We start from the raw sequence: 21,718 nt of genomic DNA, 5'->3' as shown, positions 1-21,718 counted from the left end.
GTTCCGCCGCGTCGCCACTCGCTACGAGAAGACCGCCCGCAACTACGCCGCCGTCGTCACGCTCGCCGCCATCGTCCTATGGCTCCGGTAACTGTCCACGCGACCTAGGCCACATTACCACGAGCGCGCCGAGCAGGCCGAGAACGGCGAAGCGGCGGCGAACCGGGCGTAGAAGAAGGCCGAAAGTGTTCTTCATCCAGGGCCACTCCTGATCTGGCAGACGGTTCGGTCTCGACAAGGACATCCAGACCCCCGCCACGGCGGCGGCGTGCCATCGCGACACATTCCGCGTCCTGCCGGACAGCTTTCGCTTTGCAGTGGCAAACGGCGAGCCACGGTTGAACGCACCGCCGAGGTGAGCCTGCCGGCTCTGCCGCGAGACGGGCGCGTCGGGCTTCGGATTTGCAGTGATGCCTATCACCGTCCCGATTTTGGACGATCCGATTTGCCCTGGAGAAAGCTTTTGGAAATGCCGCTGCCGGCCCTCGCGACGAACGCCTCGAGCGACGATGCGCAACCGATCCTCTTCGGACTGCTCGCTGACGGTTCGGGCGAGGCGCGTTTCGCCGGCCTCACTGACGCGCCGTGGGGCGACGGCCGCGCGTCGTCGGCGCGGCCCCGCTTCTCGCCTTCGAGCGACTGGTACGGCCGCTGGAGGATACAAACGCTGCACGGTACCCTGGCGCGCGGTGCGGCGGCGATGGATCGCGGGGTATGCCCGGAGGACATCGTGATCCTATGACCGCGTCGCCCCGTCCGACGCTCCAAAGACGGCCGGGCCGCGGCGAAGCGGCGAGCCGATACGCCGCGCTATGCTCGATCGGTTGCATCGCTTAAGCTCCGGCCATGGACAACCAAGAGCTACGCGAGTCGCGGGCGGCCCTGATCCTGATGGCTGTGGCCGTGCTTGCCGTGATGCTGTTCGGGGCCGTGACACTGATCGTGCAGGCCGCCGGATAGGGCTTCATCCCGAACGATGGCCGCCGGGATTTTTGCGAGATGGCTCGCGACGCGCAGTCTAGAGCATTGTCTTTGTAGCGTCTTTTTCCGAAAGCCGGTGGCCACCTTTCGGGACGATGCTCTAATCCGCGAGCGAGCGGAGCTGCCGGTCGAGTGCTTCCAGGGCGCGGGCCTGATCGGGCTTGGGCTCCGGGCCGCTGACATAGGCGAGCGTCACCCGGGCGATGCGCAAGGCCGTCGCGAGATCGCGACCTTCGCGCTGCGCCTGCTCGATCACGGCGGCGACGTCCGCCATCACCTGAGCGTTTCCCTCGTATCCCCGCATCGTCTCAGGGTCATCAATGTCCCGTCCGCGACCTGTGCGGCACCGCGTTCCCTAACATTTCCCGTCCTGTGATGAAACGCTTCGGGCCCCGGCCCCTGTGCACCGGTCCGTCGCGCCGGCATAGTTCCGGCTCAACGAGACGGAGCACGGGCCCATGGGCGAGGAGCAGGCAGCCGGCCACGCGGTGTTCGACGTGGCCGAGAGCGTGCGTCGTCTGCCCGAGACGGCGACGACGATGGTCGCCGATCACCGTTTCACCGACGACGAGACGGCGAGCGCCCGCGTCTTCCGCGTCTACCGGCCGACGCCGCCGCACTATCACACCACATGCGACGAGTATCTCTACGCGCTGTCCGGCCGCTGCCGGATGCAGTTCGGCGATGCGCCGCCGGTCGAGGTCGGGCCCGGCACGCTGGTGTTCTTCAAGCGCGGCGTGGTGCATTCGGTGCCCGAGATCCTGGAGGAGCCGGTGGTGTTCCTCTCCGTCGATACTCCCCGCCGCGCGCCGCGCGACATCCAGTTTGTTGACGCCGGCACAGGCACGCCGGACAGCTTCATGCGGCAATCCGAGTAAGGCTTACAGGACGTCGCTGCCGGCCGCCGCGGCGGGCCGCGCCGTCTCCGCCGCTTCGGCGGCGCTCTGGAACAGGCGCTCGCTCGTCAGCTTCAGGAAGTAGAAGCCGAATTCCGGGTTCTGATAATAAAGCTGCTTGACCTCAGAATAGGACAGGCAGGGCGCGGTGCCCGCCTCCACGCAGGCGAGCGAGCCGGTGCGGCGGTTGCCCGGCGAGAGCATGCCAAGTTCGCCGACGATCTGGCCCGGCCGAATGTCGAGGCCGTGCTCGGCGATGCGGAAGCGTCCGCTCTCGATCAGGTACATCTCCTTGGCCTCATCGCCCTTGAGGAACAGCACTTCGCCGGCCCGGAAGCGCCGCAGGGTGCCGAAGGGCTTCAGCCAGTCGAGGGAAAGGTCGCCGGAGGCCGCCCGCTCGGTCTCGCGCACGAGGCGAACCATTTCGTAGAGGCGCCAAGCATTGAACGGAATCTGGATCGCCTCCGTGAGCATCAGCGGCACGCTGCCGATCAGGAAGCCGTAGGTGATGACGGCGCAACTCGCGCACAGCGCGACGATGCGCAGCGGGATCATCGTCCCCATCGCCGAGGAGGCGACGGTGAGTGCTGTCCCGAGATAACCGATCCCCTCGACCCAGTTCATCGTGATGCCCCCGCTCTCGGCCGGCCCTTGGTCCGGCGGGCGCTTGTGCGCGCCTGTCGCACCGGCGGTTCGCGCATCCGGGCGGGGGATGCAAGGGGATGCAAGGGGAAGCGAGAGGGGAGAGTTGCGGGAGCGCTCAGGCGCTCGCGCGAAGATCCGGCGGTGCCGCCACGTCGGCGAGGGTGCCGGCGACGCGGTCGGCGGCGCGGAGCCCCTCCTCGAAGGCACCGCCCGCGGTGCCCCATTGCGCACGGGAATTGGCCTCGCCCGCAAACCAGATCCGTTCGCCGACCGGTTCCTGGAGCGTCGTCCGGGCCGCAGCGTGGCCGGGGGGAACCACGGCCCAGGAGCCGCGCGACCAGGGGTCGTGCCGCCACGCGGTGACCGCCGGTATCGCGAGGTCGGCGAGAGCACCGCGGCCGAAATGCTCGGCCAGCACCGCGCGGGCAAGGCGACGCGCCCCGTCGGGGCCGGCCCCGACGGCATCGAGGGCGCGAGTCAGGGCGGTGTCCAGCTCGAAATAGTGAAAGGGCGTACCGTCGATCCGCGTCAGCATTCCCGGCGGCTTGGAATGTCCGCCGACCACGCTGGCGAGTCGGTCGCGACCGCGGAACGGGGCGGAGGGCCAGTGCAGCACGACGTGCTCGTAGATGCCCGAGAGGAAACCGCCGATGGCCTCGCGTGCGCGGTCGGGCAGGGGCGGCTTGAAGCGGAAAGCCTCCCGCAGCACGGGGACCGGCACGGTGACGATGGCGGCCCGCGCCGCGATCTGCCCACCATCGACGAGATGCGCCCGCACACCCCGCCCAGACCAATCGAGGCCTTCGACGGCACAGCCAAGCCGGATCGGCAGCCCGAGGGCGAGCCGCGCCAGATAGGCGCCGTAGCCACCCGCGACGAAGAAATTGTCTCCGTATTCGAGGCTTGGCCAGTCGTGCAGCGAGACCTCGTCGAGCGGCCGGCCCGAGACTAGGGCATGAACGAGAGCAATGCGTGCGCCCCAGGGGCCGAGATGGCGGGGCAAGGCGCGGGAGGCCGGCCCATCCTCGCTGCGGGCGGCCGCGTGCGTGATCGTCCGATCGGCGACGTCGAAGGCGCGGGAGAACGCGGCCTCCTCGGCGGGGCGCCCCGGACGGCGCCCGATCCAGAGATGCTCTTGCTGCGCGGCACGCCGCAGGGGCTCGCCGCGCGCCTTGCCCAAAGCGACGAGGGGATTGATCGGCCCGGCATGCAGCCAGTGCGCGCCGAGATCGACGGCGTGGCCCCGCAGCCGGGTCGTGATCGCCCGCCCGCCGACTCGGTCGCGTGCCTCAAGAACCGCAACCGACAGTCCGCGCTCGATGAGCCGGCGGGCGGACGCGATGCCGGCCGCACCCGCGCCGATCACGATGACATCGGGGGCTGTCGGCAGCGGCGCGAAGCGCGGCGCGACGGTCGGGCGGAAGCGGGCGTGCTCGGGAACGAAGAGCATGATGTCGATGCAGATCCGGGAGGCGGCCGCCCTCATGTCGTCCGCCGGACCGGCCGCGGCAAGCGCCTGCGTGATCGCTCAGCGCGCCGGTGCGGTGCCGTTCGGATCGAGCACCTCCACCGTGCCGGATCGGTCGCCGCCGGGCCGCGGACTCCCGGTCAGGGTGTAGATGCGACCCTTGTAGGTCACGGCGCCAAAACCGTGCCGGGCGGTGGGAAGCCGGGCCAGCGCGCGCCAGAGATTGGCCGGAAGGTCGAAGGCTTCGACTTCGTCGTAGGTTCGGCGGTTCGATTCCCCGCCGATGACGAAGACCTCGCGGCCGAGCACGGCGGAGGCGACGCCGCTGCGGGCGGTCGGCAGGGGCGCGGCCTCGCTCCAGGCGTCGCGCGCCGGATCGTAGACCTGGTTGGCCGAGAGGTTCTTGCCCGAATCGCCGTCGATCCGACCGCCGCTGGCGACGATGCGGCCCTCCAACGCCTGCACCGCGAGGTGGTCGCGGGGCGTCGGCAGGTCAGCCGCCTTGCTCCAGCGATCGGCGGCCGGATCGTAGATTTCGTGGCTGCGCACGTTGCCGCGTCCCGAGCCGCTGCCGCCGACCACGTGGATCCTGTCCCCGAGCAACGCCGCCCCGCCCGCCGCCCGTGGGGTCGGCATCGGCGCACGAGGCTCCCAGGCGTTCTCCGCCGGGTCGTAGGCCCAGACCTTGTCGCTTGCCTCCCAGCCATTCACGTAACCGCCGAACACATAGATCCGCCCGCCCATCTCCGCCGCCATGGTGTGATGGACGGGGTAGGGGAAGGGGCGCCCTTGCTCCACTTATCCGCGGCGAGATCGTAGATCAGCAGTTCGGTCGCGCCGTTGTAATCGCCGATGACGTAGGCCTTGCCGTCGAGCGCCGCGACCGCGACCTCGGAACGCTCCGCCGGGGCGGAACTGGCGCCGGCCCAGGCGCCGACCTCGTGGGCCGTAGTCGGCGTGGCGGCGAGCAGGGCGGCAAGCGGAAGGAAACGGAGGAGGGACGGGCGTGCCATGCGCGGGGCTCCGGCGGATCTCGTTCCGGAAGCAACGCGTCAATCGCCCTCAGGAGCCCGGCTTCGTCAGCATTCTCTCGGAAGCGACACTTGCGCGGCGGGAGCAGGGCGGCGAAAACCCGGCCCGGGCGGGCAGATCATCGAAGAGGACTGAAGGGCGCGATGCTCATGAAGGCCGCCGCCGCTGCCCTGCGGCAGGTATTCTCGCCCGCCCTGCGCGGCATCCTCCTCAAGTCGCTGGCGCTCACGGTCGGGCTGCTGGTGGTCGTCTGGTTCGGACTGACGCGCCTGATCCAGGCGTTCCAGGCGAGTCACCACATCTCGGCCGACTATCCGCTCTTCGACACGCTCGCCTTCTTCCTGGCCGGCGCCGGGCTGTTCGTGGCTTTGGCCTACATCATGCCGGCGGTGTCGATCCTCGTGGCCGGCTTCTTCCTCGACGACGTCGCCGAGGTTGTGGAACAGAGCGACTTTCCCGCAGACGCGCCGGGGCGTGCGCTGCCCTGGGGGCAGGCGCTCGGCTCGGCCCTGCGCTTCGCCGGCCTTGCCCTGCTCGTGAACCTCGTCGCGCTGATCCTCGTCTTCGTGCCGGGGGTGAACCTGTTCGCCTTCTTCGGTGCCAACGCCTACCTGCTCGGACGCGAATATTTCGAACTCGCCGCCGGCCGATTCCGGCCGCTGTCCGAGGCGCGAGCGATGCGCGAGCATTACGGGTTCACGGTGATCGCCGCCGGTTGCCTGCTCGCCGGCCTGATGATCGTGCCGGTCGTCAACCTCATCACGCCGCTCTTCGGCGTCGCGTTGATGGTCCACCTGCACAAGGGGCTCGAGCGCAGGGCGCTGCCCGGCCCGGCGGGAACCGACGCACACCTGTCGAATCGGCGCTGAACCGCGCCGCGATCACCGAGAGCGAGATCGTCAAGAACCGAGGCCGGGCCCTTGGCCGGTCGCGCGGCGCCTGCGGCATGTCGCAGGCCCTTCCCCATGGCGTTTCAACAGCTTCCGATGGGGAAGATGAGAGCCAAGTGGAGCCTCGAATTTAATCCCCGGCGGTGAGTGTGGCTCGGCACGTCACGCCCGCAAAGAAGCGACTATATCAGTACCACCAAAGGAGAAGAGCACTTTTCCTGACGGATTTTCCGCAATAGAGAGAATTAACATACAATGAATACCAGAATTTGCACCCTTGTTGCCGCCGCCATCATCGGCATTTCTGCTTCGGTCTCGTCCGCGATGGCCTTCAATTATGATTACCGCCGCACTGCGCCCTACGATGTGGAGACCACGGGCTCGCTCGGTGTCCACGACAGCCCGAAGCATACGGGCTGCCCGATGAGTTCGGCGGCTGAGGGCAATGCGAACCAGCAGAACTTTCCGGTCAAGCAGTATGGCCAGACGGCCGGTGGCCCGCGTTGCTGAAGCAACAATAAATGAAATGAGGCGCGCGAGAGTCGTAGTATCGTGCAAATACCGATATTTCTCGGAATTTTATCGATAGATCGGCTGCCGTTAGCCTCACATCCTCGCGATTAAAGTCGATCTTCTTCGTTTCGACCCAATTTTCATCTCTCACGATGGAATGGTCCGGTGTTTCCGTCGTTGATGGAGGTGCCGGGCCATTCTGGCCTCTTACCTGCCTCTCACCGTCTCCCGGCCATTCCCGCCACGCCGTGGGATCGGCTCGCCCGGAGGCCGTCAATGATCGCAAGGAGTTGACTGCGCATGCAGCTTAAGCCCGTGTCCTACGCCATGATTGCCGTGTTCGCCTGTGGCCTCGTGATGACCTTCGTCGGATCGATGAACGTCCTCCTCGGCGGCATGTAAGGACGGGGCGCGTCCGATCCGTTTGATTTTTTCGAGCGATCCTTCGGGACAGCGAAGTTCGGTCTTGGCGGGACCCCATCGCACCAGCGCGATGGGTCCTGTTTGAGCGCCGCGCGGGCTGAATGAGACGCTTCCCCCTCGAAGCAAACGGAAACCTCTTCAGGCGTCCGATCGGCGCTGCCGCAGCGCGGCACTCTGGTCGAGGCGCAGCAGTAACGCGACGGGGATCAGACCCGTCATGACGATCAGCAGCGCGCTCGCGGCACCGTCTTCATAGGTGCCGCGGGCGGCCTCGCCGTAGAGGTGCGTGCTCAGGGTCTCGACGTTGAGCGGGCGCAGCAGCAACGTCACCGGCAATTCCTTCGCCATATCCACGAAGGCGAGCAGCGCTCCGCTCAGGACGGCGGGCCATGCCAGCGGTAGTTGCACCGCGAGCAAAGTCCCGAAACGCCCGCGCCCCAGCACCCGCGCCGCGTCGGGAAGGGTCGAGGGAATGCGGGCGAGACCCGCTTCCGTCGCACCGACCGAGATGGTGAGAAAGCGCAGCGTGTAGGCGATGACGAGCGCCGCGCCCGTGCCGAGGCCGACGGCCGGAACCCAGCTGAGCCCGGTGCCGGCAAGATGGCTCAGCCCCGTATCGAGCAGGGCGAGCGGTGCGAGCAGCCCCACCGCCAGCACCGTACCGGGCATCGCGTAGCCGAGGCCGGCCGCCCGGATCAGAGCCATTCCGCTTCGCCGCCCCAGCAGTTGCGGGGAGGCGGCCACCAGCAGTCCCAATGCGACCGTCATCAGGGCCGCAGCGCCGGCATAGAGCACGGTGTTGAAGGCCTGCGCGGCCAGCGTCTCCGGTAGCCCTGTTGCTCGCAGCCGCTGCCAGGCGGAGCAGGCGAGATAGCCTGCCGGCAGGCCGAAGCCGAGGAGAACGGGGGTGATGCCGAGGGTGAGGGCGAGACCCGCCCGCCAGCCGGAGAGAGTCCGGCGCGCGGTCGTCCGGTCGCGATGGCCCGTGCCGGCATAACCCCGGCCGCCGCGCGCGAGCCGTTCCAGCGCAACGAGACCGACGACGCCGACCAGCATCACCAGAGCGATCTGGGCGGCGCCGGGCAGGTCCGAGCGGTTCACCCAGGTCGCGTAGACCTGCACCGTCAGGGTGCGAACCCCCAGAAACTCGGCCGCGCCGACATCGTTGAGTGCCTCCATCAATGCGAGGCCGGTGCCGAGAGCGATGGCCGGGCGAGCCAGGGGCAGCGCAACCCGGAAGAAGGTTCGCGCCGGTCCGGCGCCGAGCATCCGAGCGGCCTCCAGCAGCGTCCCGGCCCGCATCAGAAACAGCGCCCGCGTCGGCAGATAGACGTAGGGGTAGAGAACGAGGCCGAGGAGCAGGATGCAGCCCGGCAGCGAGCGCAGATCGGGCAAGCGGAGGTCGCGCGGGCTCGACAGGCCGAGGAGTGCCCGCAGGCCGCTCTGCACCGGACCGAGCGGGTGCATCAGGTCGAGATAGGCGTAGGCGACCACGTAGGTGGGCACGGCGAGCGGCAGCAGCAGGGCCGCATCGAGGAGCCGACGGCCGGGAAAGGCGAAGGCCGAGACGAGCCACGCCGTTCCGGTGCCGAGCCCGATCACCAGAATTCCGACGCCGGCGAGCAGCAGGCCGGTGTCGCGGATCGCCTGCGGCAGGACATAGGCCGCCAGATGCGGCCATAACTCGCCGGTTCCCTCGGCCGCCGCGACGGCGAGCGAGGCAACCGGCGCCAGAAGGATGACGGCCAGCAGCGCCGCCACCGCATGAAGGAGGCCACGTGCGGGCTTCATGGATGCTTCTTGGGTCCGTTCCTTCGACGTTCCTTCGGCCGGCCGCATCGGGAACGGACCGGTAATCTGTTCCAGGGCGGTTAGTTGTCGAAGCCGACCTTGTCCGCCAGCAGGCTCGCCGCCTTGCGGTTGCGGGCGATCTCTACGAGCGGCGTCGTGTCGAAGGTCAGCGGGCCGAGCGCCTGCAGCATCGGATCGGCCGCGACACCGGCCTTGACCGGGTACTCGAAGTCAGCCTTGGCGTAGAGTGCCTGTGCCTCGTCGGAGACGAGATATTCGAGGAGCTTGACCGCCTCCTCGCGATTTGGCGCGTTCTTGGCGACGATGGCGCCCGACACGTTCACGTGAGTCCCGCCGCCCTCGAAGGTCGGCAGCACGACCTTGATGGCCTCGCCCCATTTCTGCTGGTCCGGTCCGCCGCGGCCCGAGCGCATCAGGCCGACATAGTAGGAGTTGGCGAGTCCGATCTCGCAGAGGTCGGCGGCGATGTCGCGCGCCACGTCCCGGTCGCCGCCAGCCGCCTTGCGGGCGAGGTTGGCCTTGAGCCCGCGCAGCCAGGTTTCCGTCTTCTCCGCGCCGTGGCGCACGAGATAGGCCGAGATCAGAGCCGTGTTGTAGGGGTGCTGTCCCGACCGAAGGCAGATCTTGCCTTTCCATTTCGGGTCGGCGAGCGATTCGTAGGTCGCCGCGTTCAGGTCGGCGAGCGCCTTGTCGGCGTAGAGCACGCGGGCGCGCATGGAGAGGGCGAACCAGCGCCCGTCCCCGTCACGCAGGGGCGCGGGAACGGCAGCCTCCAGCACGGAGGAGCGGACCGGCTGCGCGAGGTCGCGGTCGACCAGCTCGATCAGATTGCCGATATCGACCGTCATGACCACGTCGGCGCTGCTGCGGGCACCTTCCGCGGCGACACGCTCGGCCAAACCCTTCTCGACGAACACGGTGTTAACCGTTACGCCGCTCTTGGCGGTGTAGGCGTCGAGGAGAGGCCGGATCAGGCCCGGCTCGCGCGTGGTGTAGAGATTCACCTCCGCGCTCTGTGCTTGGCCAGCCAGAGCAAGGGCGAGGCTGAAACCCACGAAACAACCGAACTTCCGCAGCCGCAACATTCAATTCCCCCGAGCATCGTCGATGCTCGTCGGGTGTTATAGGCCGTCAAGATGGCCGACAAGTCTGATGATTTGTAGTTATTCCAAATAAAATATGCGGGTCAGGCGCGTTCGGCTTTGGGGAAGACCAAGACCCTCCCTTCGACGAGGCCCAATTCGACAATGTCATCCGTGATCTCATCCGGTCCTGCGGTGAGGCGCAGGGGCGCGTCGAGGCCCGAGACTTCGACGACGATGCGGGAACTCGCTCCGGCAAAGCTGCGGCGCAGGACCCGGCCTGGCACGCCTTCGCCGCGCGGCACGATGCGGATCGCCTCCGGCCGTAGGCAGGCTTGTACGGCGCCGTCGGGCGCGGGGGAGGGCAGGGCGACGCTTCCCAGCGGCGTCGTCAGGCGGCCGCCGGAGACGAGGCCGGCTACCATCACGACGTCGCCGAGCGCCCGCGCGGCGAAGGGGCATACAGGCGCGCGATACAGCGCTTCGGCGGTGCCGCACTGGACCAGCCGACCCTTCCGCATCAGGGCGATGCGGTCTGCGAACTCCACGGCCTCGGCGGCGTCATGGGTGACGAGGATAGCGCCGATCCCGTCCTGGCGCAGCACGGCAAGGGTGTCGGCGCGAACTCGCTCGCGGGTGCCGGCGTCGAGATTTGAGAACGGCTCGTCGAGCAGCAGCAGCCGGGGACGCGGTGCGAGCGCGCGGGCCAATGCCACCCGCTGCGCCTCACCGCCGGACAGCGTGGCCGGGTAACTCGCCTCGCGACCCGCCAGCCCGACCTCGGCGAGGCGCTCCCGCGCCACCTCCCGCGCCTGCTTGCCCGGCAGATGACGCAGCCCGAACCGGACATTGGCCAGCACGGTGAGATGCGGAAACAGGGCGTAGTCCTGAAACATCAGGCCGACGCCGCGGGTCTCCGGCGGTTCCTCGCCGCCGCGACCGGCGACGGGCCGGCCATCGATGCGGATCTCGCCGCTATCCGGCGCATCGAGCCCGGCAACCAGCCGCAGAAGGGTGCTCTTCCCGCAGCCGGAATCGCCCAGTACGGCCAGGATCTCGCCCGCCGAAAGCGACAACGACACGTCGTCGAGCGCCAGCGTCCGGCTGTAGCGCCGGCTCACGCCGCGGATGTCGAGGCGCGCGGATGCAATCGACGCGTCGTCATGGATGTCGATCGGGGGAGGGACGGGCTTGCGGCGATGAAACAACGGTGGATCCGACGAACGGGCCAGAACCGGGGGCTCGCCCGGCGATCCGCTCTCCCTGGCACAGCTTCCACATGAGGGCGAGAGCCCGGTTCGCGCTTCTCAAACAGGCCCAGCCGTGCTATCGCCGCGCTGCAACGCCGCTCTTCACACCGCCCCGTGCGGAAAGAACCTGCGCAACCGGTTCTTCAGGGTGAGTTTCGGTCTGCGGGTGTAGCTCAATGGTAGAGCAGCAGCCTTCCAAGCTGAATACGAGGGTTCGATTCCCTTCACCCGCTCCAACTTTCCCTCTCCGATAATGGCAGTTCCGGCAGACGCTTAGGCGTCCTGCGGTGGTATCCCTGGCTGAGTACACGACCGCCGGATACCACCGGGATACCACCTCGATTAGGGCCCTTGCCGCCTCTCGCCGTCGACCTCCGCCTCATCTCGACGCCGCTCCGCGCGATTCGAGGTTACGGCTGAGCCTTGAGCCGAATGGCCACTGGACTCGGCGGGCCGTGGTTGGAACAACCTGCGGTCGACACAACCAACGCTGGGCTGGCCCTTGATCACCCTGGAGCATGCGCAGGAGGCCATCTCGAATGCCTACGTCCATGCCCTCGCCGGCGCGGCCGGGCTGAACCTCAGTGTCAATCGGCGTCCAATAGGGACCCAGGATCGGCGTCCAAAAGGGACCCACTCGCCGCGCATGAGCGCCGACGCAGAGGCCGATGCCGCGCAGCCGGTCGGGTCAGCGGAGCGGCATCGGCCTCGTCTCCAGCCTGACGGCGGATCGGGCCTCGGCTCTTTGAGACAATCGGCACTCAGCTGCGCGTCTTCAGCCGCCAGCTGGCATTGCCCGTTTCCAGGATATCGCAGTGGTGCGTGAGCCGGTCGAGTAGCGCCGTTGTCATCTTCGCGTCCCCGAACACGCTCGGCCACTCGCCAAACGGCAGGTTCGTCGTCACGATCATCGAGGTTCGCTCGTAGAGCCGGCTGACCAGATGGAACAGCATCTGCCCGCCAGCGCGCGGGAACGGTAGGTAGCCGAGTTCGTCCAGGATCACGAGGTCCATCCGTGCCAGCTGTGAGGCCAGCCGACCAGCCTTGCCTACCCGCGCCTCTGCCTCAAGCTGGTTGACCAGATCGACCGTGTTGAAGAAGCGCACCCGCGCCTCCCGCTCCCGCACGCAGTTCGCCCCGATCGCGATGGCCAGATGCGTCTTACCCGAGCCCGTGCCGCCGATCAGCACCGCGTTGCGGCTGTCAGTCAGGAAGTTGCCCTGGTGCAGGTCGCGCACCATCGCCGCGTTCACCGGCGAGGCGGTCAGGTCAAACTCGGCCAGCGTCTTCAGGACCGGGAACTTCGCGTTGCCCATGCGGTAGGCCGTGGCCCGACTCTCCACGTCAGCCAGTTGCGCGGCCAGCAAATCCCCCACGACCCGCTCTGGCGCATGTCCGCGCTTGCCAGCTTGCGTGATGATCTCGTCGTAGGCGGCGCGCATGCCGCGCAGCTTGAGCTTGACCATCAGGTCGACGACGGTGTGTCGCTCCATCAGATCGCCTCCAGAGCGCGCAGGCCGTCGTAGCGCGCGCAATCCGCCGCAGGCTCGACCCCAAGCGTCAAGCTGGCGGGTGTTGGCACCGGCGCAGGGGGGACGCTCTCGCGGCTGCGCGCGAGCAGGTTGAGCACCGCATCGGCGCTGAACAGACGCGCGGCCAAGGCGGCGGTGCATGCGGCCTCGACCGCCTCCAGGCCTGCCTCAGGCACGGCCGAGAGGATCGCGACGAACTGCCGATCGCCATCGGCATGTGCGCGCAACCGCTCGCGGATCTGAGCCAAGCCGCCGGGCAGGTCCCAGTCACGGAAGGGCTCGCCGTTGCGCAACGCTCCGGGCTTGCGGGCCAGCACGGGCAGGTAGTGCCAGGGATCGTAGACGGTCTGGTAGCGGCCGAAGCAGCGCGCATGCTCGGCCACGATCTCACCGTTGAGGAAGACGGCGATCTGATCGGCATAGGCACGCAGCTGCACGTGTCGCCCGGCGGCGCGGGCGGCCACCGAGTAGCGGTTGGAGTCGTAGCGCACGAGGCAAGTCTTGGAGGCGACCACCTCGACCTCGTGGAAGCCGTCGAACGCGCCGCGGTAGGGGATCAGCGCCGGCTGGTCCTCGGCCTCGAAGACCGCCTGGACAGTGCGGTCGCGTTGAACCGGATGGACCGCGGTGGAAGCCCAGAGCCGGCACTGCTGCTCGAGCCAGTGGTTGAGGTCGACCAGCGTCTCGAAACGCAGGACCGGCTTGAAGAAGCGGTTGCGGGCGGTGCGCACCTGGTTCTCGACCTGTCCCTTCTCCCAGCCCGCGCTGGGGTTGCAGGCGGTGGGCTCGGTCAGGTGATGCGAGCAGAGCTGCAGGAAGCGGCGGTTGAAGGTGCGCTGGCGACCCACGAAGATTGCCGAGACGGCGGTGCGCATGTTGTCGTAGATGCCGCGCCTGCAGGAGCCGCCGAAGAACCGGAAGGCGTGCTCATGGGCGTCGAAGACCATCTCCTGCGTCTCACGCGGGTAGGCTCGCAGCAGGAAGAGCCGGCTGTGGCAGAGCCGGATATGGGCGACTTTGACCTGCGTGGTGATGCCGGCAAGTCGGATGGTCTCGTGGCTCCAGTCGAACTGGTAGGCCTCACCCGGCGCGAAGGCGAGCGGCACGAACACACCAGCGGCGGTGGCGACATGCTCCGCAAACCAGCGTTGCGCGTAGCGGCGCACCGCGTCGTAGCCGCCGGCATAGCCCTCCGCACGTAGCCCCTCGAACAGGCGCGTGAGGCTGAGGCGCTCGCGTTTGGGCTTGGTCAACTCCTCGGCCAGCAGGACGTCGAGGCGCGCAATGTGCCCGTCGAGTTGCGGCCGGGGCTGGTGCTGGCGCTTGTAGGCGAAGGCGGTCTTGTCTGAGCGCAGCGCCTTGCGCACGACTTTGCGGGATAGGCGCAGCTCGCGCGAGATCTCCCGGATGCTCCGGTGCTCACGAAACAAGCGTCGGATCTTGGCGATGGTCTCCACGATCAACATCCCCGGCTGGCTCCCTGACCGTGAGCGGTAGGGAGCAAGAGATGCACGGGGGCGGGGTGGGTCCCTATTGGGCGCCGATCAGCCCCTCAGCCGGGTCCTTTTTCCACGCCGATACCCACCTGGTCACGGCCGCCGTCCGCTCGCGCTCGTCCGCCTTACCGTAGACATGGTCCAGGATGGCGGCCGCGGCCCCGCCCAGCCGGCGCTCGCCGAGGAACGTCGCGAGGCCGCGCCGGACGTCGTGGGGCGTCCACCGCCGGATGCCGTAGAGCGCGAACAGGTCGGCTTTCCCCTCGGCGGGCTTCCCCTCCCGCAGACCCTGCAGGCGGGACAATAGCTGGTTGATGGCCAGGTACGAGACGTGGCCCTCGCCGCGGCGGGACGGGAACATCCACGGCCTGAACGTCTCCCTGCTGCGGGCGTCCTCTTGCCGGTAGCGCTCGATGATGGCCCAAGCCGCCGGCGGGACCGGCAGGCCGTGCGGCATCTGGCTCTTCATGACCGCTCCCGGCCAGCCGATCACGGCCCAGCCCGGCAGGCTGTTCGAGAACTGCGGGATGCACGCGGCGACTTCCGTCGAGACCAGGGCGCTCGTGCGCTGCGCGGTGAGGACGACGGCCCACAGCGCCCCTAGCAGCCCGGCGCCGGTGCTATGCTCCGTCTGCCCGAGCGAGCGGTGGCGCTCCGCGACGGCGAGCGTCCGGGCGAGCTCCTCGACAGTCGGCACGTGATCCCGCGTTCCCGAGGCGTAGTCGACCGTCAGCCGGTCCCACCAGGGCACCTCCACATGGACGAGCCGGCAGCGGAGCGCCTGCTCCTTCCAGCCCCATGTCATGCACTCGCGGAACTGGTTGATGACCCGCTTGGCGGCGGACCTCTTAGTCCTGCCGTCCTCCAGCAGCCGCTGGCGCACCCCGAGCATCACCTCCAGGTCCAGGGCGGAAACCGTCACCATGGACAGGCCGAGGAGCTCCGGGTGCCGCAGGTACGTCGGGTAGCTCGTCGCCCAGCGGCCCTTCAGCCTCGGCACCTTCCATTCAAGGTAGGCGTCGACCAGGTCGCCGAGCACCCAGGGGCCGTCTCGTCTGCGCGCCTCGGCGGTTTGGGTCTCGGGGTCCTCCTCGGGCCACGCGGCGTCCAGGGCGTCCTCCTCGCTGCCGGTCCGGCGGAGGACCTCCTCGTAGATCCGGGCCTCGGCCTTGGGCTGGTGCAACCCGGGGACGGCGAGGCGGATGCGCTCGGCTTGGTCCCGGGCCTGAACGAGGCTGATGACCGCGCTGTCGCCGATGCGCACCGTCCCCGTCTTGCTCTTGCGGAGCCACGTCGCGGAGTTCCGGGTCACGCGCAGGACGAGGCCGCTGCACTCCGTGTCCACGAGGTCGAGGCCACGGCCGGGGACCTCGTCCTTGCGGATCATGGCGTGGGCGCGGTTCACGTGGCCCTTCGTCAGCGGCACACGCTCCCGGGCGTACGAGCCCCGTCCTTCCTTCACGGCCATGCAATCCCTCCCGGCGGATACCACCGGGATACCACCCGAGGCGAATCGCACCCGCAACCCCGGCATTAACCGTGGGAGGGCGATTTCCCCTGTATTTTCGGGCGGTTGGTTACCGAAACCCTGGGCCTAGAGGATACCACGAGGGCTGAGTATTTGGCCTTCCAAGCTGAATACGAGGGTTCGATTCCCTTCACCCGCTCCACTCACCTTGCCCTGAGAACGTCTTCCTCCGCAGGCACTTACTACGACTACCGCTACGCCTGGATCCGGGATGCGGGTTACTCGGTGGCCGCTTTCCTCCGGGTCGGTGCGATGCCGGAGGCGAAGGCCGCCTTCTCCTGGCTGATGAAGCGGCTCGACCAGCACGGCCCCCGGGTGCTCTACACCCTGTGTGGCGAGGTCGGCCCGGACGAGCGCGCCCTGGAGCTGCCGGGCTACCGCGGCTCGCAGCCTGTCCTGGTCGGCAACGCCGCGGCGCTGCAGCACCAGCACGGCATCTACGGCGACATCTTCGAGACCGCCTGCTTGTTCGTGGCCGACGGCAACGTCCTCGACCAGAGAAGCGCGGCGACCCTGTCCGCGCTCGCCGACCAGGCTGCCGACCGTTGGCGCCAGAAGGATGCGGGCATCTGGGAGCTGCGCGAGCCGCAGCACTACACGATGTCGAAGATCAGCGCTTGGCAGGGGCTGGCCCGGGCCGTCGAGCTCGCCGAAGCCGGGCACCTGCCGTCCACCTGCGTCCCGCGCTGGCAGCGCGAGCGCGACCGCATCGCCGCCTGGATCGAGGAGCACTGCTGGTCGGAGCGGCGGAGGGCGTTCGTGCTCCACCCCGGCACCGAGCGGCTCGACGCCTCGCTGGCGCTTGCGGTCCGGTTCGGCTTCGACGGCCGGGACAGGCTGTCCTCGACCCTCGACGCGATCCGGGAGGAGCTCGGTCGCGGGCCCTTCCTCTACCGCTACTCCGGCGCCGAGCAGGAGGAAGGCGCCTTCCTCGCCTGCTCGTTCTGGCTGGCCGAGGCGCTGGCCGAGCTCGGGCGCGAACGGGAGGCGGAGGAGATCTTCACCGGCACGCTCCGAGCCCTTCCCGAAGGGGTGGGCATCCTCAGCGAGATGGTCGACCCGGAGACGGGCGACTTCCTCGGCAACACGCCGCAGGGCCTCAGCCACCTCGCCCTGATTCATGCCGCCTGCACGCTGCGCGGCGACCGGAACCGTCCTGTCAGAGCTGCCTGATGGCCCTTGTCGAACTGCTTGAGACTGCCTCGATCGACGCGGAGGCGGCGGAAGCGGCCGCGCCGGCCGTGGCCGCTCCGGGTACCAACCCGGCCTTGGTCCTCGCTGCGCTTGCGGTGGGTGGCTTCGCCATCGGCACGACCGAGTTCGCGGCCATGAGCCTTCTGCCCGCCTTCGCGCCCGACCTCGGCCTCGACGCGCCAACCGCCGGGCACGTGATCAGTGCCTACGCGCTCGGCGTGGTGGTCGGCGCCCCCGTCATCGCGGTACTGGCGGCGAAGGTCGCCCGACGCACGCTCCTCGTCGGCCTCATGGTGCTGTTCGCGCTCGGCAACGCCCTTTCCGCGCTTGCACCGAGCTACGGCTGGATGCTGGCCTTCCGCTTCCTCGCGGGCCTGCCGCACGGGGCCTACTTCGGGGTGGCGGCGTTGGTCGCAGCCTCCTTGGTGCCGCGCGAGCGGCGGACCCAGGCGGTCTCGCGCGTGATCCTGGGGCTGACCATCGCCAGGGTGTTGGGCGTGCCGCTCGCCAACGGCATCGGCCAGCTTGTCGGCTGGCGCTGGAGCTTCGGCCTCGTGGCCGTACTCGCACTTCTCACAGCCGTTCTCGTGCGGCTCCACGCACCCCTCGGGGCGCCGGCCGCCGGGGCAAGCCCGCTGAGGGAGCTCGGGGCGCTGCGGCGCGGGCAGGTCTGGCTGACGCTTGCGACCGGCGCCATCGGCTTCGGGGGGCTGTTCTCGGTCTACACCTATCTTGCCTCGACGCTGCTGGACGTCACCCACGCGGCGCCGGCCGCGATTCCTGCCGTCCTTGCCGTGTTCGGGCTCGGCATGACGGTCGGCAACCTCGTCTGCGCCTGGGCCGCCGACCGCGCCCAGATGCCGGCCGCCGGCGCGACGCTGGTCTGGAGCGCGGTGGCGCTCGCCCTGTACCCGGCGGCGTCGGCGAGCCTGTGGACGCTGACGCCTGTAGTGTTCCTGATCGGCTGCGGCTGCGGGCTCGCCACCGTCTTGCAGACACGCCTGATGGACGTGGCCGAGGACGCCCAGACCCTGGCGGCCGCGCTCAACCACTCGGCCTTCAACGTCGCCAACGCGCTCGGCCCCTGGCTCGCGGGCCTCGCGCTCGCGGCCGGGCTTGGCCTGCCCGCGACGGGCTGGGTCGGCGTGGCCCTGGCGCTCGGCGGCTTCGCGATCTGGGCGGCATCGCTTTTCGCCGAGCGGCGCACCGGCCCGGCCCATGCGCTGTCCTTGCGTCATGCCGTGGACGCAAAGGCTTAGCGATCTCGCCCATCCGTAGCCCGGTCGGGCACGGCCAGCAGGACACCACTCAACCCCGAAAGGAATCGGCCCTTGTCGAAGCGGATTGACCTCCACCGGCGCAACCTCCTGAAAATCACTGAGCTCGGCGCCTCGGGCCTCGTGCTCGGCGGTGGCGCTCGGGCCGCGACGGCCTATCCCGCCCCGACCAAGGTCGACACCGGCAGCGTCGAGGACGGCAAGGTCAAGTTTCCGAACTGGCGCGCGACGGCCGATACGCCTTCCGGTCCGCCGCCTGCGCCGCTGCCGCCCTCCGAGCGCGTGGGCTTCGCCATCGTGGGCCTCGGCCGGCTCTCGCTGGAGGAACTCCTGCCGGCCTTCGCCGAGTGCAAGAAGGCCAGGCCGGTCGCGCTGGTCTCCGGCAGCCCCGAGAAGCTCAAGACGGTCGCGCGTCAGTACGGCATCCCGGAGAAGGCCTGCTACGACTACGCCGGCTTCGACCGCATCCGGGACAATCCGGAGATCAAGGCCGTCTACATCGTCCTGCCGAACGCGATGCACCGCGAGTTCGTCGAACGGGCCGCGGCCGCCGGCAAGCACGTGCTCTGCGAGAAGCCGATGGCGACCTCGTCGGCGGACGCCCGCGCCATGGTTGCGGCCTGCGAGAACGCGGCCGTGAAGCTGATGATCGCCTACCGCATCCAGTACGAGACCTACAACCGGCGGCTCGCCAAGTTCGTGCGCGAGAAGACCTTCGGCCGCGTGGTCGGGATGAGTGCCACCAACGTCCAGACGGTGGCCGAGAACGGCGCCGAGCAGTGGCGGCACAAGCACGCCATGGCGGGGGGCGGCGCGCTGCCCGACATCGGGCTCTACTGCTTGAACACGGCCCGCTTCCTCACCGGCGAGGAGCCGGTCGAGGTCTATGCCTGGAGCTACGCGCCCCCGAACGACCCGCGCTTCGCGAGCGTCGAGGAGACGGTCTCGTTCCAGCTCCGCTTCCCCTCCAACTTCGTCGCCAACTGCCTGACCAGCTACGGCGGCCGTGACGACAAGCACCAGCGCCTGAACTTCGAGAGGGCGGTCGTCGACATGCCCAACGCCTACTCCTACGTCGGCCAGCGCATGACCGTGACCTCGCGCGAGGGCGACGCGACCAGCCGGGACGAAGTTGTCCTGAAGCCCAAGAACCAGTTCGCGGCCGAGATCGACCACATGGCGGATTGCGTCCTCCAGGACCGCAAGCCGCGCACTCCCGGCGAGGAGGGCGTGCAGGACCACGTCCTGATGGAGGCCATCTACGAGAGCGCCCGTACCGGCGCGCCCGTGAAGCTGAAGGCGCCCGACAAGCTCGACGCCTTCCGCGGGCCGCCGCTCCCCGAGGAGGGCTGAGCACGCAGGCGCTCCTCGTCGGCTTCGCCGTCATCGCGGGCTTCCTCAACACGCTCCAGACCGGAACCAACACGGCCCTGAACAAGGCCCTGGGCATCCCGGTCTGGGCCGCGGCGGCGGTGGGCGCCGCCACCTTCGCGACGACGCTGGTCGGCCGCCCTGGTCGCCACGGCCTTGACCGGCCAGCGCCCCAGCGCGGAGGCGCTGTCCGGCGTGCCCTGGTGGGGCTGGACCGGCGGGGTGCTCGGCGCCGTCTACGTGCTCGCGACCGTGCTCGTCGCCGACCGGGTCGGGGCGGCGGTGTTCATGGGGGTGACCGTCACGGTCGCCATCGTGACCTCGCTCGCCATGGACCATTTCGGCCTGCTCGGCTTCGAGGTCCACAGGGCCGGCCTCGCCCGTATCGCGGGCGGCCTCCTGATGGTCGCCGGCATCGGCCTGATCGCCAAGTTCTGAGCCCCGTCGGCACGGCTTGGCGGGATTGGCAGTCCGTGCCGCGGCGCCCCCGGGACTGTCCCCGGGCTCGTCTTCTCCCGGCCTTGTCGTTCGAGGCGCAGGTTGGCCTGGCTGGCCGTCGTGGGTGGCCCGTGCAGCCTGGGTCCATGGCCGGGCACCGGGTCGGGCATGACGGCCCTCCGGCCGTCTGTACATGTCTTCCGTAAGCGAAGCTCTGTGGGGTCTGTCGAAGTGATGTGCTTGAGCCGACGCGAGATGGGAAAGGTGTTGGGCGGGGTGGCCCTGGCTGCGGCACCGGCCCGCGCCGCGGCACCGATGCCCACCGGCTCCGGTGTGACGCTGATCCGCGGCGGCTACGTCATGACTATGGACCCTGGCCGGGGCGACCTGCCGGGCGCGGACATCCTGGTGCGCGACGGGCGCATCGCCGAGATCGGCCCCGGCCTCCCCGTGCCTGCGGGGGCCGAGGTCATCGAGGCGGCTAACTGTGTGGTCCTGCCGGGCTTCGTCGACGCCCACACCCACGGCTCGATCAGCCAGATGCGCGGCCTCTACGGCGCCACGGCCGAAACCGCCTTCTTCCCCGTCACCAACCGCCTCTCGGCCCACTATGCGCCGGAGGACACCTATGTCGGCATACTGCTGAGCGCGGTCGAGAGCGCCGCCTCCGGCATCACGACGAGCGCCAACTTCTTCGACCTCGTGCGCGACCGCGACCACGCCGAGGCTGGCCTCAAGGCCCTGCAGGACGCGCCGATCCGGGCGAGGCTGCTCTACGGCATGAAGAGCAAGACCGCCGCGGACGCCATTGATCTCGACCATGTCGAGGAATGGCGGCGGGGCTGGGAGGGCCGCTCGGCCGGCGGCCTCCTCTCGCTCGGCGTCGCCTGGCGCCTGCCGGGGGCGCTCGACGACGCGGCGGCCTGGGCGATCAAGACGCGGGAGTGGGAGACGGCCCGCAGCCTCGGACTGCCCTTGCAGGTCCACGTCAGCGGCACGGTGCCCGGACGCGCAGAGGCGATGTTCGACGCGCTGATCGCGCGGGAGATGCTGCGCCCCGGCTTGCAGGTCATCCACGCGACCGACGCGCGTCCCGACCAGCTCGAAGCCTTGGAGGCGGCGGGCGCCGGCCTCGTAGTGACGCCGTTATCCGAGCACCGGGTCGGTTACGGCCTAACGCGTCTCGACGGTTTCGCCGGGGTGAGCCGCCTCGGCTTCGGCATCGACGGCAGCGGGCTCGCCGGCTTCACCGACATGTTCGCCCTGATGCGGCTCGCGGCCCTGACCATGGCCGGGGCGGCGCGCGACGAGAAAGCCGCGCAACCGCGCCGGCTGCTCGAACTGGCCACCCTGGGAGGGGCCCGGGCCCTCGGCCTCGATGCCGAGGTCGGCGTCCTGGCGCCGGGGCGGAAAGCCGACCTGCAGGCCGTCCGGTTCGACGCGCTCAACCTCGCGGGCTTCGACGGCGGCGACCCGTCCTCGCTCCTGGTCTACTCGGGCCGCCCCGAGAACGTCGCCCTCGTCATGCTCGGCGGTCGCGTCGTGAAGCGCGACGGCCACCTTGTCGGCGTGGACGTGCCGGCGCTGCTCGCCCGGGCACGCCGCTCGATCCGGGCCGTCCGAGCCCGAGCCGGTTGAGGGCAGCCGCCCGCCTTCGTTGCACGACTGGGGCGATTGGCTCGGTTGCAACCATGATCTGGAACGAGCCGCGCATCCTCGGAATCTTTGTCGCGGTCGAGGCGTTCATCGCGCTGGGTGACGGGTCGCTCATCCTGGCCGCGAAGGGAAGGGCGGGGGCCGCGTGGGGCATGCCTTACCTCACCAGCGCGCTGATGATTGCAAGCCCGCAGCTGGGCTTGAAAGCCGGGGCACGACGGCTGTTCCGGGAGG

At 69.2% G+C, this 21,718-nt stretch carries 18 protein-coding genes, 1 tRNA gene and 2 pseudogenes; 11 read left to right on the top strand and 10 right to left on the bottom strand.

Features of this window, described 5'->3' with window-relative positions; translation table 11 throughout:
• Together MFF24_RS25730 and MFF24_RS25725 are read left to right on the top strand one after the other, a co-directional pair.
• Nucleotides 1-91, top strand: a pseudogene (locus MFF24_RS25730) (IS5/IS1182 family transposase); the annotation flags it as partial.
• A gap of 378 nt (nt 92-469) precedes the next feature.
• Nucleotides 470-742 (top strand): hypothetical protein, encoded by a 273-nt coding sequence (locus MFF24_RS25725; RefSeq protein ID WP_238228817.1) that lies wholly within the window; start codon nt 470-472, stop codon nt 740-742.
• A gap of 339 nt (nt 743-1,081) precedes the next feature.
• Here the strand turns inward: MFF24_RS25725 and MFF24_RS25720 are convergent, their stop codons facing one another.
• On the bottom strand, nt 1,082-1,255 hold the full coding sequence (locus MFF24_RS25720) for a hypothetical protein (protein ID WP_238228816.1): 174 nt from the start codon (nt 1,253-1,255) through the stop codon (nt 1,082-1,084).
• A 184-nt stretch (nt 1,256-1,439) separates the two neighbouring features.
• On the opposite strand from MFF24_RS25720, the gene MFF24_RS25715 reads away from it, so the two are divergent.
• The gene (locus MFF24_RS25715) at nt 1,440-1,859 is read left to right on the top strand and encodes a cupin domain-containing protein (RefSeq protein ID WP_238228815.1); all 420 of its coding nucleotides are present in this window, start codon (nt 1,440-1,442) and stop codon (nt 1,857-1,859) included.
• 3 nt (nt 1,860-1,862) lie between these two features.
• Here the strand turns inward: MFF24_RS25715 and MFF24_RS25710 are convergent, their stop codons facing one another.
• The 3 genes and pseudogenes from MFF24_RS25710 to MFF24_RS25700 form a co-directional block, all read right to left on the bottom strand.
• Nucleotides 1,863-2,501, bottom strand: a complete 639-nt coding sequence (locus tag MFF24_RS25710) for a cyclic nucleotide-binding domain-containing protein (protein ID WP_238228814.1) — start codon at nt 2,499-2,501, stop codon at nt 1,863-1,865.
• 136 nt (nt 2,502-2,637) lie between these two features.
• Nucleotides 2,638-3,972 carry a flavin monoamine oxidase family protein gene (locus tag MFF24_RS25705; protein ID WP_238228819.1) on the bottom strand — a complete coding sequence of 445 codons (1,335 nt, stop codon included), beginning with the start codon at nt 3,970-3,972 and terminating at the stop codon, nt 2,638-2,640.
• A 78-nt stretch (nt 3,973-4,050) separates the two neighbouring features.
• Nucleotides 4,051-5,003, bottom strand: a pseudogene (locus tag MFF24_RS25700) (Kelch repeat-containing protein).
• Between the two features lie 162 nt (nt 5,004-5,165).
• On the opposite strand from MFF24_RS25700, the gene MFF24_RS25690 reads away from it, so the two are divergent.
• Together MFF24_RS25690 and MFF24_RS25685 are read left to right on the top strand one after the other, a co-directional pair.
• Nucleotides 5,166-5,891: a sulfate transporter family protein gene (locus MFF24_RS25690; RefSeq protein ID WP_238228811.1), complete on the top strand. Its 726-nt coding sequence runs from the start codon at nt 5,166-5,168 to the stop codon at nt 5,889-5,891.
• A 276-nt stretch (nt 5,892-6,167) separates the two neighbouring features.
• Nucleotides 6,168-6,422 (top strand): hypothetical protein, encoded by a 255-nt coding sequence (locus MFF24_RS25685; RefSeq protein ID WP_238228810.1) that lies wholly within the window; start codon nt 6,168-6,170, stop codon nt 6,420-6,422.
• Between the two features lie 564 nt (nt 6,423-6,986).
• Here MFF24_RS25685 and MFF24_RS25680 read toward each other — a convergent pair.
• From MFF24_RS25680 to MFF24_RS25670, 3 genes are all read right to left on the bottom strand, one after another.
• Complete coding sequence (locus MFF24_RS25680; RefSeq protein ID WP_238228809.1) at nt 6,987-8,639, bottom strand: ABC transporter permease; 1,653 nt, start codon at nt 8,637-8,639, stop codon at nt 6,987-6,989.
• Between the two features lie 80 nt (nt 8,640-8,719).
• Nucleotides 8,720-9,745, bottom strand: coding sequence for an extracellular solute-binding protein (locus tag MFF24_RS25675; protein WP_166058345.1), 1,026 nt, complete (start codon nt 9,743-9,745; stop codon nt 8,720-8,722).
• Between the two features lie 101 nt (nt 9,746-9,846).
• The gene (locus MFF24_RS25670) at nt 9,847-10,950 is read right to left on the bottom strand and encodes an ABC transporter ATP-binding protein (protein WP_373322750.1); all 1,104 of its coding nucleotides are present in this window, start codon (nt 10,948-10,950) and stop codon (nt 9,847-9,849) included.
• A 204-nt stretch (nt 10,951-11,154) separates the two neighbouring features.
• On the opposite strand from MFF24_RS25670, the gene MFF24_RS25665 reads away from it, so the two are divergent.
• Nucleotides 11,155-11,228, top strand: a tRNA-Gly gene (locus MFF24_RS25665).
• A 525-nt stretch (nt 11,229-11,753) separates the two neighbouring features.
• Here the strand turns inward: MFF24_RS25665 and istB are convergent.
• The 3 genes from istB to MFF24_RS25650 form a co-directional block, all read right to left on the bottom strand.
• Nucleotides 11,754-12,485 (bottom strand): IS21-like element helper ATPase IstB, encoded by a 732-nt coding sequence (gene istB / locus MFF24_RS25660; RefSeq protein ID WP_238228808.1) that lies wholly within the window; start codon nt 12,483-12,485, stop codon nt 11,754-11,756.
• Nucleotides 12,485-13,990, bottom strand: coding sequence for an IS21 family transposase (gene istA / locus MFF24_RS25655; protein WP_238228807.1), 1,506 nt, complete (start codon nt 13,988-13,990; stop codon nt 12,485-12,487). The genes istB and istA overlap by 1 nt, the downstream gene beginning before the upstream one ends.
• A gap of 64 nt (nt 13,991-14,054) precedes the next feature.
• Nucleotides 14,055-15,488, bottom strand: a complete 1,434-nt coding sequence (locus MFF24_RS25650; protein ID WP_238228806.1) for an integrase arm-type DNA-binding domain-containing protein — start codon at nt 15,486-15,488, stop codon at nt 14,055-14,057.
• Between the two features lie 153 nt (nt 15,489-15,641).
• Here MFF24_RS25650 and MFF24_RS25645 point away from each other — a divergent pair, with 153 nt between their 5' ends.
• The 5 genes from MFF24_RS25645 to MFF24_RS25625 all read left to right on the top strand — a co-directional run bounded on the left by MFF24_RS25645 (nt 15,642) and on the right by MFF24_RS25625 (nt 21,466).
• Nucleotides 15,642-16,721 carry a glycoside hydrolase family 15 protein gene (locus MFF24_RS25645; RefSeq protein WP_238228805.1) on the top strand — a complete coding sequence of 360 codons (1,080 nt, stop codon included), beginning with the start codon at nt 15,642-15,644 and terminating at the stop codon, nt 16,719-16,721.
• Nucleotides 16,721-18,001 (top strand): MFS transporter, encoded by a 1,281-nt coding sequence (locus MFF24_RS25640; protein WP_238228804.1) that lies wholly within the window; start codon nt 16,721-16,723, stop codon nt 17,999-18,001. The genes MFF24_RS25645 and MFF24_RS25640 overlap by 1 nt, the downstream gene beginning before the upstream one ends.
• 72 nt (nt 18,002-18,073) lie before the next feature.
• Nucleotides 18,074-19,372 (top strand): Gfo/Idh/MocA family protein, encoded by a 1,299-nt coding sequence (locus tag MFF24_RS25635; protein WP_238228803.1) that lies wholly within the window; start codon nt 18,074-18,076, stop codon nt 19,370-19,372.
• A gap of 174 nt (nt 19,373-19,546) precedes the next feature.
• Complete coding sequence (locus MFF24_RS25630; RefSeq protein ID WP_238228802.1) at nt 19,547-19,828, top strand: DMT family transporter; 282 nt, start codon at nt 19,547-19,549, stop codon at nt 19,826-19,828.
• Between the two features lie 255 nt (nt 19,829-20,083).
• On the top strand, nt 20,084-21,466 hold the full coding sequence (locus MFF24_RS25625) for an amidohydrolase family protein (RefSeq protein WP_238228801.1): 1,383 nt from the start codon (nt 20,084-20,086) through the stop codon (nt 21,464-21,466).
• Nucleotides 21,467-21,718: the final 252 nt, after the last annotated feature.

It is taken from the genome of Methylorubrum aminovorans (genome assembly GCF_022179725.1).
Taxonomy (GTDB): domain Bacteria; phylum Pseudomonadota; class Alphaproteobacteria; order Rhizobiales; family Beijerinckiaceae; genus Methylobacterium; species Methylobacterium aminovorans.
The sequence above is the reverse complement of the archived record's forward strand: the minus strand, read 5'-3'. Positions and strand labels throughout refer to the sequence as shown.